Origin of the sequence: Aquamicrobium sp. (assembly GCF_023954335.1) — a bacterium.
Lineage (GTDB): Bacteria > Pseudomonadota > Alphaproteobacteria > Rhizobiales > Rhizobiaceae > Aerobium.
Genome location: NZ_JAMLIE010000001.1, coordinates 2477281 through 2490110, shown reverse-complemented (window position 1 = coordinate 2490110; position 12830 = coordinate 2477281). Strand labels below are relative to the sequence as shown.

At 58.9% G+C, this 12830-nt stretch carries 12 protein-coding genes, 2 pseudogenes and 1 riboswitch; of the genes and pseudogenes, 12 read left to right on the top strand and 2 right to left on the bottom strand.

Annotation, left to right across the window (positions count from 1 at the left end; genetic code table 11):
- From M9945_RS12350 to M9945_RS12320, 7 genes are all read left to right on the top strand, one after another.
- The coding region (locus M9945_RS12350; protein ID WP_367944726.1) for a hypothetical protein at positions 1-247 on the top strand (247 nt) is incomplete at its 5' end.
- A gap of 316 nt (positions 248-563) precedes the next feature.
- On the top strand, positions 564-1823 hold the full coding sequence (locus M9945_RS12345; RefSeq protein WP_367944725.1) for a tyrosine-type recombinase/integrase: 1260 nt from the start codon (positions 564-566) through the stop codon (positions 1821-1823).
- Positions 1807-2466: a hypothetical protein gene (locus M9945_RS12340; RefSeq protein ID WP_367944724.1), complete on the top strand. Its 660-nt coding sequence runs from the start codon at positions 1807-1809 to the stop codon at positions 2464-2466. Before M9945_RS12345 ends, M9945_RS12340 begins: the two co-directional genes overlap by 17 nt.
- 93 nt (positions 2467-2559) lie before the next feature.
- Positions 2560-2769, top strand: coding sequence for a hypothetical protein (locus M9945_RS12335; protein ID WP_367944723.1), 210 nt, complete (start codon positions 2560-2562; stop codon positions 2767-2769).
- Between the two features lie 73 nt (positions 2770-2842).
- Positions 2843-3778, top strand: a complete 936-nt coding sequence (locus M9945_RS12330) for a bifunctional DNA primase/polymerase (RefSeq protein ID WP_367944722.1) — start codon at positions 2843-2845, stop codon at positions 3776-3778.
- A 5-nt stretch (positions 3779-3783) separates the two neighbouring features.
- A complete protein-coding gene (locus tag M9945_RS12325; protein WP_367944721.1) occupies positions 3784-5313 on the top strand; it encodes a phage/plasmid primase, P4 family in 1530 nt (509 codons plus the stop codon).
- Positions 5314-5750: 437 nt separating this feature from the next.
- Positions 5751-6032 carry a helix-turn-helix domain-containing protein gene (locus M9945_RS12320; RefSeq protein ID WP_367944720.1) on the top strand — a complete coding sequence of 94 codons (282 nt, stop codon included), beginning with the start codon at positions 5751-5753 and terminating at the stop codon, positions 6030-6032.
- 309 nt (positions 6033-6341) lie between these two features.
- Here M9945_RS12320 and M9945_RS12315 read toward each other — a convergent pair whose 3' ends face one another.
- Positions 6342-7352: a hypothetical protein gene (locus M9945_RS12315; RefSeq protein WP_367944719.1), complete on the bottom strand. Its 1011-nt coding sequence runs from the start codon at positions 7350-7352 to the stop codon at positions 6342-6344.
- 201 nt (positions 7353-7553) lie between these two features.
- Positions 7554-7656, top strand: a riboswitch (SAM-I-IV-variant riboswitch).
- A gap of 263 nt (positions 7657-7919) precedes the next feature.
- Between M9945_RS12315 and M9945_RS12310 the strand changes: the two genes are divergently transcribed.
- Positions 7920-8282, top strand: a complete 363-nt coding sequence (locus M9945_RS12310) for an S-adenosylmethionine synthetase N-terminal domain-containing protein (RefSeq protein WP_367944718.1) — start codon at positions 7920-7922, stop codon at positions 8280-8282.
- Here the strand turns inward: M9945_RS12310 and M9945_RS12305 are convergent.
- Positions 8212-8854, bottom strand: a pseudogene (locus tag M9945_RS12305) (transposase); the annotation flags it as partial. The gene M9945_RS12310 and the pseudogene M9945_RS12305 overlap by 71 nt on opposite strands.
- Before the next feature lie 110 nt (positions 8855-8964).
- Here M9945_RS12305 and M9945_RS12300 point away from each other — a divergent pair.
- The 4 genes and pseudogenes from M9945_RS12300 to M9945_RS12285 all read left to right on the top strand — a co-directional run bounded on the left by M9945_RS12300 (position 8965) and on the right by M9945_RS12285 (position 12820).
- Positions 8965-10164: an IS256 family transposase gene (locus M9945_RS12300; protein ID WP_367944717.1), complete on the top strand. Its 1200-nt coding sequence runs from the start codon at positions 8965-8967 to the stop codon at positions 10162-10164.
- Between the two features lie 235 nt (positions 10165-10399).
- Positions 10400-10815 (top strand): annotated as a pseudogene (locus tag M9945_RS12295) (transposase); the annotation flags it as partial.
- 270 nt (positions 10816-11085) lie between these two features.
- Positions 11086-12066, top strand: a complete 981-nt coding sequence (locus M9945_RS12290; protein WP_367944716.1) for an ABC transporter substrate-binding protein — start codon at positions 11086-11088, stop codon at positions 12064-12066.
- Positions 12067-12070: 4 nt separating this feature from the next.
- Positions 12071-12820: an ABC transporter ATP-binding protein gene (locus M9945_RS12285; protein ID WP_367944715.1), complete on the top strand. Its 750-nt coding sequence runs from the start codon at positions 12071-12073 to the stop codon at positions 12818-12820.
- The last annotated feature ends 10 nt before the right edge of the window (positions 12821-12830 follow it).

Sequence of the window (12830 nt, the reverse complement as noted above, 5' to 3'; positions counted from 1 at the left end):
TCTAGAGCCGCACCATGGCGCGATTGCCTGGGTGGCTGTCCGCCGGAATCGGGTGGGCGCTCACGATGACGTGGGTGGCGTTGCTGTCCTATATTGCGAGCGATTTCCTGTGGAGGAACACGTGAAGCGTATCCGTGACATCGCGGCAGCTGCCCTGACGTCCTGGTGGGTCATCGGTGCGGTTGGCTGGGGGATCGTAATCCTCGAATATCCGATTGATACGGTTCTGCCGATCTACGCCGAATGACTGACGCCCGAATGGCAGCGCGAGGCAAAAACGCGGCGATCTACGCTGCGTCCTAATACCCGGTCGCCTTAAATTTATGAAACCATTGGGAATTTCGTGGTGAGCGCGCTGGGGCTCGAAAGGACCTACTGATTAAAAGTTCTTTCTGAGCGTCTTTTCCAAGCTCTTGAACTTCCTTGCTTTTCCTTGTGTCCGCACATAAAGCCTTGTTTTCAAAAGGACACCATTTGACAAATCAAGACACCGTGCGACATTAGCAGCCAGTGAAGCGCCGTCAATTGGACGGACACAGTGCGGACACGGGAACTTGCTGATAATGTCTCTGAAGCTCACTGATACCATCGTCAAGGATCACCTGCCGGCCCCGGCCAAGGGCAACAAGATCACCTATGACAGCGACGTGAAGGGCTTCGGCGTCCGCGTCACGGCGGCCGGCGCACGATCCTTCATCCTAAACTATCGCACCCGCACCGGCCGCGAGCGCCGCTATACCATCGGTGCCTATCCCGATTGGAAGACGGCCGCCGCTCGCGAGGAAGCGAAGGAGTTGAAGAAGCGGATCGACGTTGGCGACGATCCCATGGCCGAAGTCGAGGCCGATCGCGACGCTAAGACGGTGGCGGACCTCTGCCTGCGTTTCGAGGAGGAGCACCTGACGAAGAAGCGGCCCGCCACACGCCGCGACTACAAGGCGCTGATCGACCGCGAAATCCTCCCCGCTCTCAAGCACAAGAAGGTGACGGAAGTCGAGTTCACCGACATTGATGGCCTGCACCGGAAGATCAGCAAGCGCGCGCCCTATCTGGCGAACCGCACCGTTGCCGTCCTGTCAAAGATGTTCGCGCTGGCGATCAGGTGGAAGTGGCGGACGGACAACCCGGCGAAGGGGATCGAGCGAAACGAGGAGCAGAAACGTCACCGCTACCTGTCGCCGGCAGAGTTGAAGAACCTCACCAGCGCACTCGCCGCGATGCTGGACCAGCAGGGCGCGAACATCATTCGCCTGCTGTTGCTGACGGGTGCTCGGAAGGGCGAAGTCCTGAGCGCGCGTTGGGATCAGTTCGACCTGTCCGAAGGCGTCTGGACAAAGCCGGGCAGCACGACGAAGCAGAAGACCCTGCACCGTGTCCCGCTGTCAGCGCCCGCCCGCCAGCTTCTCGCAGAGCTTCGGGAGCAGGCTAAGGAGGACGCGGAGTATGTGTTCTCCGGCCGTGGCGGCAAGGGCAGCCGGGAGGAGATCAAGAAGGCGTGGCACGATGTCTGTGTCGCCGCCGGCATCGTCACCGTGGAGACGGTAAAGGATAGCGGCAGGGAACGGACCATCGTGAAACCTTCGGCACGTATTCACGATCTTCGCCACACCTACGCCTCTCTGCTGGCGAGTGCCGGCCTTTCCCTGCCGATCATCGGTGCGCTGCTCGGGCACTCTCAGCCGGCCACCACTGCGCGCTATTCGCATCTGATGGACGATCCGCTGCGGCAGGCGACCGAGCGCGTCGGCATCATCGTGATGGGCCCGAAAGGCGAAGGCGCGGAGATCGTACCGATGAAGGCGGCGCATGATGACCGACGATAAGTGGACAGTTGACGACCTTCTGGACCTCGCGGGTGTTGTCGCCGGCAACAGAGATAAGGCCCAACGCTGGCTCAGAGACACTTCGCAAAGAGCGCGGGGCGCGCCACAGGTGTCTGATATGCAGCTTGCTCGCGCGCTTGCGCGCGTGGCCAATCCCGATCTCGTGCCAGCCGATGACGACAGGCATCTCGACCAACTGGCGAAGAAGGTCGGCCAGTTGTTGACGCACCTGCATGCCCTTCGCCGCCGCCCCTACCAGCATATGGCTTTTTGGGGGAATGAGGCTTTTGGCCCCATCGAGCCAGCGCATTACATGCGCAAGCTCGACACCACACTGCCTATCGAGACCTTGACCGGACTAGAACGGGACGAGGTTATTCAAGCCTTGCGGAATATCATCGCCGCCGCCAAGGCCGCAAAAGCCAACAGATCGGCCAACCGACGCAAGGCACACCACAAGGAGAGCGTGGTGGAAAGCGCCGCGCTATTCTGGCTCCAGTATTCTCCGCACGAAATAAGCGAGACTGGCAAGTTTTTCGAGTTCGCAGAAGCGTTCCACGAAGCCGCGACAGGGCGAGCGGGAAATGTCGAGCGGGCTGTGCGCGCGGTCGTTCGGCGCGTCAAGGCCGGTGAAATTTTCTAGGACATAAGTCGCCGATTTTGCTGTAGTTCTGTCGTAGGGGACAGTGTCATTCCGTGATCTTCTGTAGCTACAGGGCTTACAGGAGATGGCACAATGCAAACCCTCGACCTCCTCAACGACTTCATTCCTCGTGGCCAGTTGGCTCACGCGTTGAACCTATCGACGCGGACGTTGATGCGCTACGAGCAGCAGCCCGATGGCCTGCCCAGCTTGATGATTGGGGGGCGGAAATTTTACCGCGCGCAGTCTGTGCGGGATTGGCTCGCGAAGCGCGAGACCCAACCAAACCCTCGGCGACGTTGACCCCCTCACGAACGGGATGATCGACATGTGCGGTTGCTTCGACATGAACCAAAATACGCGTGTCCGGCTTCGCATGCTGGCGAACGGATACACGCCGCTGCCGAACATCGGCAAGCAGTGCTTCCTGAAAGACTGGCCGCGCGTCGAGGTGACGCCGGAGGAGATCGCGAGATGGGGCCGCCGGCACAAGCGGTTCATCTCGACCGGCGTGCGGATCGAGAGCGGGCTGGCGGCCATCGACTTCGACATCGACGACGAGATCATGGACGTGATCGCCGAGCGCGTCTTCGACCGGCTGGAGGGTCTGGCCGACGAGAGCGTTCCCCTTCCCGTCCGTCGCGGCAAGGGCTTCAAGGAAGCGTGGTTCGTCCGCACGAGCGAACCGTTCAAGCGTGTGTACTCACACGCTTGGATCAAGCCCGGCGGGCAGCCGGACGACCCGGCGCACCGGGTGGAAATCTTCGGCGGCCTGTCGGCGCGGCAGTTCGGCGCGTTCGGTCCTCACACGGTCGACGACCACGGAAACGTCCTCGTCGAATATTCGTGGCGCGACGCCTCGCTGGCCGATGTCAGGCTGGAGGAGCTGCCGGAGCTGGCGCAGGACGATTTCTTCGCCATCTGCGACATCGTCTCCTCGACGCTGAAAGAGGCGGGCTGGCAGCTCGTCACGGTGTCGAAGCACGGCGCGGGCGACCCGGACTGGGTCTACGACCTGACGCCCGACATGGTGTTCGACTGCAACGACGACGAGACGCGGACACTCGACGAGCTGCGGGAGTGGGCCGGCGACGGCACGCGCTGCTCGGCCGATTGGCTGGAGGGGCCGCACGCGGTGCGCAGGGACAGGTGCCTCGTGTCGCTGACGAGAGGCGGGCACGTCTGCATCTGGGAGACCTCGGCGGACGTGCGGCATGTGGAGGCGACCGCGAAGCCTATCGAGATCGACATGGAAGAAGTGAGAACAGCGTTGTCGGCGCTGACGCCCCCCGGACGGCGCGACAGGAACTGACAACAATGACGACGACAAACGCAACCGTCGAGACAGTTACCAACATCCAGTCGGTACGTGGCCGGATTATCAACCTGCCACCGCCGACAGCGCCGCTGGACGTCGCAATGTGCTTTGCTAGACGCGAATGCTTGACCAGCAATGGTCTGACGCTCCACTATTGGCGCGGCGGCTGGTGGGCTTGGTCGGGGACGCACTGGGCAGAGATCATGCCCGACGTAGTCGAGGACCGGCTTTACGCGTTTACCGCGCAGGCCGTGTACGAAAAATCCGGCAAAAAAGACCCTATGCCTTGGTCGCCAAACCGGCGGCGGATCGGCGACGTGGTCGCGGCGCTTCGTGGCGTTGTCAGGTTGGATGATGAGATCAACGCACCGTGCTGGCTCGACGGCCCGGAGACTGCGCCCCTCATTTCCTGCTCGAACGGTTTGCTCGATATCGGCACGCGGGAACTGCGGCCGCATACACCTCTCTATTTCAACCTGCACAGCGTTTCGTTCGCTTACGAGCCTGAAGCGCGCTGCCCCGAATTCGATCGGTTTGTCGCCTCGCTTTGGGACGAGGACGACGAAACACCGCGCACGCTCAAGCAGATGCTGGGGTACTTCGTCTCCGGCAGGACCGACATGCACTGCGTGTTTGGACTGATCGGTCTCCGGCGTGCCGGTAAGGGCACGATTGCGCGTGTGGCTACGGGATTGCTTGGCGGCAACGTAGCAGCATTGACGCAGGCTGACCTTGGCTACACATTCGGGCTTGAGCACGTCATCGGCAAGCCGCTGGCGATCATTTCGGATGCGCGGACATCAGGAAAAAATACGCAGACCGTGGTCGAGAGACTGCTGTCGATCTCCGGCGAGGACGCTGTTCCGGTCCCCCGCAAGAACAGGCCGACATGGCACGGACGACTGCCCACCCGCATCATGATCCTATCGAATGAGATGCCGTATCTTGGCGACGCCTCGACCGCAGTTGCCTATCGGTTCGTCATGCTGGTGTTCTCCCGGACCTTCGCCGGCAAGGAAGATCGTGAACTTGAAAAGAAGCTTGACGCTGAGTTGCCGGGCATTCTGAACGTCGCGCTCGACGGCCTCGATGATCTTGACCGAACGGGCCACTTCACGCAGTCGAAGGCGGCACGAGAAATGGTAGAAGACATCGCCGACCTTTCCTCGCCGGTGCGGGTGTTCATGCGCGAGGAATGCGATCTTGCGCCAAACTTTCGTGTCGGCAAGGAAAAGCTCTATCGGCGGTACAGGTGTTGGGCTGAGCGCAACGGCCATTCGCCGCTCGCCACGGCAGCGTTTGCTCGGGCACTATACGCTGCCGGAGAAGGGAAGGTCGGCAAGGCACGCGGTCGCACGGAAGCCGGGCGCGAACAGTCTTTCACAGGCCTCCGGCTGAACGCGGATGCCTACGAAAGCACACTAGCGCGCGCTGACTCCCAGTCGCTGAAGACACTCCAAGGTGGTCGTACCACTGACCATAAGCAGCGGATTGGTCAGGGTAGCGTTGCTTCGGAGCGGAAATCGTGACCGCGCCGTGGGAGCGGAGCGAGCGGCATCCGCTTCTCTGGCCTGACCATGTCAGGGATGCGGTCAGGGGCGGGGCTGGGGTATGTCGCTCACAAACCCTTATTTTGCAAGGGACGGTCAGGGTGGTCAGGGAGAAAAGTCAACTGTCAGGCTATAGAGAGGCAATTCCCGAGGAGCGGATGGCAGTGTATAGAGCAGAGCGTGAGCGTTCACCGCTGACCACCCTGACCCAACGCTTCTCAGCGACACCATAGCCCCGCCCTGCCCCGCCAGCAGGTTTGAGACCGCGCGCACCGTAGGTCCGGAGTGAAGAACCGATCGCCGCGGTCATGGTACTCAAAAGGTACCACAATGGGGACCACCACCGTCATGGTGGACCAGCCCAAGGAATAAGTTCCCATTTAGGATTTGTACCCCTAAAAAGGAGGCCAACAACGATGACCACAATCCAGAGAACCCGCGGCCGACCGAGCCTGTTCACGCCGGTGGCAGTCAGGTTGGCCGAGGATGGTGTTCGCCTCGGGCGCATCGCCGACACGCTCGACGTGACACGACGAACGCTCACAAAGTGGAAACACCGCCATCCGGAGTTCCGGTCGGCGGTGGAATGCGGTCGAACCGTTCGGCGGATACGCGCACGAAAGGAAAAGGAGGCACAAAAGGTCAGGCAGACCGCTGAAGCCATACTGAGGTTGATCCAACAGATGCAGCATCGCTAGCTGTTGGGTGTGGCGCTCGCCAGACAGGTGAAGCCAATGTGGTTGCGACATGAATCTGATTAAATATCAGTTGCACTCATGAGTTATCAATATGTTTCTTTTAGGTCTTTTAAATTTTCATCTTTTTATGTCCGCGCTGTATCCGCACCAATTCCTTTCTCAAAAGATTCCTGAACGGGATGCGGCCGATCGCGGCAACGAAGCGAACATAGCGAGCAATCTCCTCGCGAATAGTTACAAAGCAGTGCAATTCGTTCGGCTGCAATTGCTGCCGTCTTAGCGATACCAATGTATCCGACAAGCGGCAAACTAGCACTTTGTCTGGGTCTCCTCTGGACTCAGCAAGCACTTTCTCAGCCACTGCTCTGCTCTAAGCCTCATGAAGAAATCATCTTTATTTTCATCAATGTATTCCTGTAATACTTCTGCGGAGTACGTTCTAAGAGCAACATCCTCGACACTTAAGTCTGTTTGACTCCTCGCTCTTGCAGTGCTTTCAACAACCAGCCATGAACTCATGCATTTCAACAATGGTTCCGTTGCTCCGCGACACTTCGGCGCAAGCCATTCATATATTGTAGGCGGAAATGTTGAGGTTCCTTGGCCGGCTTGATATTGCTGAACGCGCAATGGGTCGACAACAAACTCGGCTAGGGAGTTAGATGGCGTCGCCATCATCGTGTCAAAAACACCGGGTGGCGCTTCCATTTCATGCAGGTAATTCTCTATTTCGCGGTGTACACTGGCAAGCCCAGATCGAGCATCCTCATATTCAAGGTTACCCAATTCATCGCTGGTCGGTCGATGAAGTCCGAGTTTGTCAGCGATAGACCATTCAGCACCACCAAAATAAGCTAGAGCGCACGCACTAGAGCAGCAAGGGCCACGGCCGGGAAGACCACAAGTTCGATCTGAAAAATCGTAATCCTCCGGAAAACCGTACGTTGATGCGCTTGTGTGCAGCATTCGCTCTCTAATAATACGCCCCATAGTCAATGCATCCTTCACCGATCCGCCCGGAGATATCAATACAACCAGTAATATATGCCTCTGGTCATCCATATATACGGTAAATTTCTCTGCGTCTCCTGGACTTATAGCACCGCTTATCTCAACAATAGAACATTGCTGTACTTTTTCATATATAAAATCAAAGTCAAGTATACTTTTATCTTTCTTGGGATTATTAAAGTACCTAACAACATCTCTAGTAACATCGTCAAAATATTCAATACAACGTATCTCCATAGCATGTGAAGTGGGAATTAAATTTACCACTATTGCGAAGACGCATGCAGTGAATATCAGAAATTTCCGCATTGATGCCTCGAAAGTTGTTGGTTCTTTTGGCTACATGCAATTTTCTGTCGCACGACGATGGAAGCAGGGCTGTCCCCCCGTAAGGATGGTGATTTGGCTCCGCGATAATCATGTCATGCAAGTTAACAATCGCACATACAACTCAGGGCGCGCCACCGATAACGACATGTTGTCGAATGCCAAATCTTCGGATACGAGTTGCCTCAGCATCAAGAGGAGGGCTTTGCCCTCGCCAACCTGCCCGTCCGGGCAAGGTGGTTCCTGAAAGGGGATGCGGCCGGTCGTGGCAACGAAACGGGCGTAGCGAGCAACTCTCCTAGCAGTCGAAAAGGAGAGTTCCCAAATGATCCGCAATCATCACGAACTTCATTGCTTGCGTTCGCGGGTGTCTAACAAGCTCCCCCCTAGTGTCGCTGACGACACCTACATGTGCGTCGAAGCGCCGTCCATGACCCGGTTCTCATCGAACCGACCGCACAATGGCGGCGTGGGGTTCGTGAAGGAGGCACGCGCTAGGCCGATCGATTAGTTCCTACGGCATTTGATCTTCAGCTTGTGCGCCGCGGCATGACGCCGAAAGCACTAAAGAGAGAAAGACATCCCATGCTTGTTTCTCACGGCCTGTTCACCTCCGAGAGCGTTTCAGACGGTCATCCCGACAAGATTTGCGACCAAATCTCCGACACCATTCTCGATGTCTGCTTGGCGCAAGACCCCATGTCCCGCGTCGCTATCGAGGCCGCCATCAAGGGGCGCACCCTTTGCCTTCTGGGAGAGATCACCACAACCGCGCAACTCGACCTTCGCGCGATTGCTACCGGCGTTCTGGCCGATGTCGGCCATGTCGACGGCAGGTGGGGATCAGCGCCACGCATTCCCGCGTGTAGTCATCGACGACAGCCAGCACCCGGAAGCGACGGCCGTCGGTAAAGGTGTCGGCGACGAAATCCAGGCTCCAGCGGGCGTTGGCGCGATCGGGAACGAACATGGGCCTGCGCGTACCCAGCGCCCGCTTGCGGCCGCCGCGACGGCGCACCTGCAGCTTCTCCTCCCGATAGAGGCGCCGCAGCTTCTTCTGGTTCATCACGATGCCCTGGCGGTCCAGCATGACGTGGATCCTGCGATAGCCGAACCGCCGGCGTTCCGCCGCCACCACCTTCATCGCCTCGCGCAACGGAGCGTCGTCCGGACGGTTACTCGTGTAGCGCACCGTCGAACGGTCGATCCTCAGAGCCTGGCACGCCCGACGCTGGCTCACCCCATACACCTCGCAGGCATGAGCCACCGCCTTCCGCTTCGCGTCGGGCGTCACCATTTTTTGCGGCGGCATCCTTCAGGATCGCGTTGTCGAGCATCTGCTCGGCGAGCAGCTTCTTCAGCCGGGCGTTCTCGTCCTCAAGAGCCTTCAGGCGACGGGCGTCGGACACATCCATCTCGCCGAACTTCGCCTTGAACTTGTAGAAGGTCGCTGCCGAGATACCGTGCTTGCGACAGACATCCGCCGTCTTCGGTGACGTCCCCGGAGGTGGTGTAGCTGGGTAGCGCGGTGGTCATCGGCGCTTTCCGGTATGGTCTGGTTGTCGAAGCCAAGTCCTCACTGGAAGGAACACCGATGACCGACGACATGATGAACCTGCGTGCGCTCGTGGAGAAGAGCGCAGATGCCGATCTGCTGCGCGAGATGATCAGCTTTGCTGCCCAGAAGCTGATGGAGATGGAGGTGGGCGCGGCAACCGGCGCCGCCTGGGGCGAGAAGTCGCCACTGCGGACCGCCCAGCGCAACGGTTATCGCGACCGGGACTGGGAGACGCGGGCCGGCACCGTCGAGCTGCGCATCCCGAAGTTGAGGAAGGGATCCTACTTCCCAGGCTTCCTGGAGCCGAGACGCATGGCCGAGAAGGCGCTGACGGCCGTCATCCAGGAGGCCTATGTCCAGGGCATCTCGACGCGGTCGGTCGACGACCTGGTCAAGGCCATGGGCATGAGCGGCATCTCGAAGAGTCAGGTCAGCCGGCTGTGCGAGGAGATCGACGGCAAGGTGAAGGCCTTCCTCGAGCGGCCGATCGAGGGCGACTGGCCCTACCTGTGGATCGACGCCACCTACCTGAAGGTCCGTCGTGGCGGGCGGATCGTCTCCGTCGCCGTCATCATCGCCGTCGGCGTCAACTCCGACGGCCGACGCGAGGTGCTGGGCATGGAGATCGGCACCTCGGAGGCCGAGCCGATCTGGACCGAGTTCCTGCGCAAGCTGACGCGCCGCGGCCTGCGTGGCGTGAAGCTCGTCGTCTCGGATGCCCATGAGGGCCTGAAGGCGGCCGTCACCAAGGTGCTCTCGGCCACCTGGCAGCGCTGCCGCGTCCACTTCATGAGGAACGTTCTCGCCCACGCCGGCAAGAGCGGTCGCCGCGTCGTCTCGGCCTTTATCGCCACCGCCTTCGCTCAGGAGACGCCCGAAGCCGCCAGCGCCCAATGGCGCGCCGTCGCCGACCAGATCCGACCGAAGGTGCCGAAGCTCGCCGCCATCCTCGACGACGCCGAGCCCGACGTGCTCGCCTACATGACCTTCCCGAAGGAGCACCGGGCCAAGCTGCACAGCACCAACCCGATCGAACGCCTCAACGGCGAGATCAAGCGGCGCACCGATGTCGTCGGCATCTTCCCCAACGACGACGCCATCGTGCGTCTCGTCGGTGCGTTGCTGCTCGAACAGAACGATGAGTGGGCCGTTCAGCGCGCCCGCTACATGACGCTGGAAAGCGTCGGACAATTGAGCGATGATCCCCTCATCAGCCTGCCAGCAGTGGCGCGCTGATCAGCCCGGCAATGCCGGACAGCACGGCGACCAATGCCGCCAGCTACACCACGCCGCGGGACGTCATCCCGTCTTCGCATCGGCCTCCTGCTCCTTCAGCATCCCGATGATCTGCTCTTCCGTGAACCGCGAGGGTCGCATCGTCCGTCTCCGTGATGATCTGAACCCCTAAAACTGGATCGTTCAAAACTGGAGTTTTCCGCAGTAGCATCCTGGCTGGGAGGAGCGGAGAACGATGAAGGCATCGAAGTTTTCAGACGCGCAGAAGGCGTTCATCTTGAAGCAGGGAGCGGACGGGGTTCCGGTGGCGGAGATCTGCCGACGTGCGGGGATCAGCCAAGCGACCTACTTCAACTGGAAAAAGAAATACGACGGTCTGCTGCCGACGGAGATGAAGCGGCTGAAGCAGCTCGAGGACGAGAACAGCAAGCTCCGGAAGCTAGTGGCGGACCTGTCGCTGGACAAGGAGATGCTGCAGGACGTAATCCGCCGAAAACTGTGAGGCCTGGTCGCAAACGCGAGCTGGTGGCGCATACATGTAGCGAGTGGGACGTGTCGATCCGGCGGGCCTGCCGGATTCTGGAGTTCGACACATCGACCTACCACTACAAGTCCCGCCGCCGCGATCAGGCCGGCATTGAAGCTCGGATCGTCAAAAGGAAGGTTGCTGGTGATCAGGGTGATGCAGTGGTGATCGGCGAAAGCCGAACGAGAGTCTCTCCCTCGTTCGGTCGGATCCTATTGCGCAGCGCGTAAGATGCTCCAATCGCAGGAGCGCAAATTCATTTCCAATAGCGATTCCAATAATTTAGAATATGTGTGTCCGGCGTGGCAACTAATTGCTTTTCGGCTCACACCTCCTCTGGTTCAGTCCATGAATTGCGCCGCCTCAACAGAGAGGCTTCCTGGGAGGGAACGTCCATGATGAAACGTCGATTCAAATCCGCGCTTTTTGCGACCCTATTGTCCGCCAGCATTGCAGGCATCGCTTCAGATCCTTCTCGAGCCGATGACGAGGTGAATGTAGCCGCCGGCATCGGTCTGCCCTGGGCTCCGCTTTTCGTTGCGGATCAGCAAGGCTTTTTCGAGAAGCACGGTGTGAACGCGAAGGTGCAGCTTTTTCCAAGCGGTCGCACCTCGCAGGAAGCGATCGTTGGTGGAGGCGTCGCTTGGGGTACCGTGGCAGAAACTCCAGTCGTGTTTGCTGCTGTGAACAATCTCCCTGTCCGCATTATCGGGACCATGTCGGGGTACGAGATTTTCGACGTTGTAGCGACGAGTGACATACAGAAGCTTGAAGACCTCAAAGGAAAGCGTGTCGGTTATGCGCAGGGGACAAATGCGCAAGTCTACCTTTCACGCGCACTTGAGAAAGCAGGACTGTCATTCAAGGACATCACCGGAATCAACCTTAGCCCGACGGATATGGTGACCAGTCTGTCCAATGGGCAAATCGACGCTTTCGTATGGACCGAGCCCCACCTGTCGCAGGCTCTGAGTCTTGGGAAAGATCGGTTCCATTCAATTCGCACTCCTGGCCTTTACGTGAATTACTCGGGCATCGTGACGTTGCAAAGCACGATCGACAACGATCCAGAGATGCTCGTCCGCTCCCTCTGCGCGATGAAAGAGGCAGCCGAATACATGAAGAAGAACAAGGATGCGTCGATCGCCTACATATCCGAGCGGATCAAGATGGACCAGGACATCGTCGCCAAGGAATGGGAGAGAATTCCTTTCGAGATCGCGCTCGACAAGGTCAGCATCGTCCAGGATATGACGCTGCAAGCGCAGTGGGCTATCGATAGCGGCCTTCTTGCGGCGGGGTCCAAAGTGCCGGACTTCAACGACGTTGTCGTGTCGACAATTATCGATCAAACGAACAACTGTACCGGTCAGTGAGACAATGGCGCTTGAATTCATCAAGTCTGAGCAGGTTACCCGAGACTTCGGAGCATTCCAAGCTCTTGCGGCTGTCGATCTGACAATCCAGGAAAACGAATTTCTATGTCTTCTTGGACCGAGTGGCTGCGGAAAGACAACATTGCTCAACCTTATCGCTGGTTTCATTTCTCCTACGACCGGGAGGATCAGCATCGAGGGAGCGCCTATTTCCAAACCGGGCCCGGACAGAGGAGTGGTGTTCCAGGATTACTCCCTGTTTGGCTGGCTCACCGTTCGTGGCAACGTGGAATTCGGACCTCGAATGGCCGGAATATCCGCAAAGGAACGTCGCGAGTTGGCTGATTACTACCTGTCCCTAGTTGGACTGACCAAGTTCGCGGAGAAGTATCCATTCGAGCTTTCGGGCGGAATGAAGCAGCGCGTCGCCATCGCGCGCTCGCTTGTCACGAAGCCTCGAGTTCTTCTGATGGACGAACCGTTCGCGGCCCTTGATGCGATGACGAGGAGCACCCTCCAGTCGGAAGTACTCGATATTCAACGCGCAGAGAAAAAGACCGTTGTGTTCGTTACTCACAATATCGGTGAAGCCATATTCCTGGCGGATCGCATCGTCGTGATGTCTCCGCACCCAGGCCGCGTCCAAGAGGTTATCAATGTTGACTTCCCCCGCCCGCGAACTCGCACAACGTCAAGCTTCAATGAGCTCTACGAGCACCTCGAAAATTCCATCGGCGTCCACACCGTTGAATAGGTCGACGCAA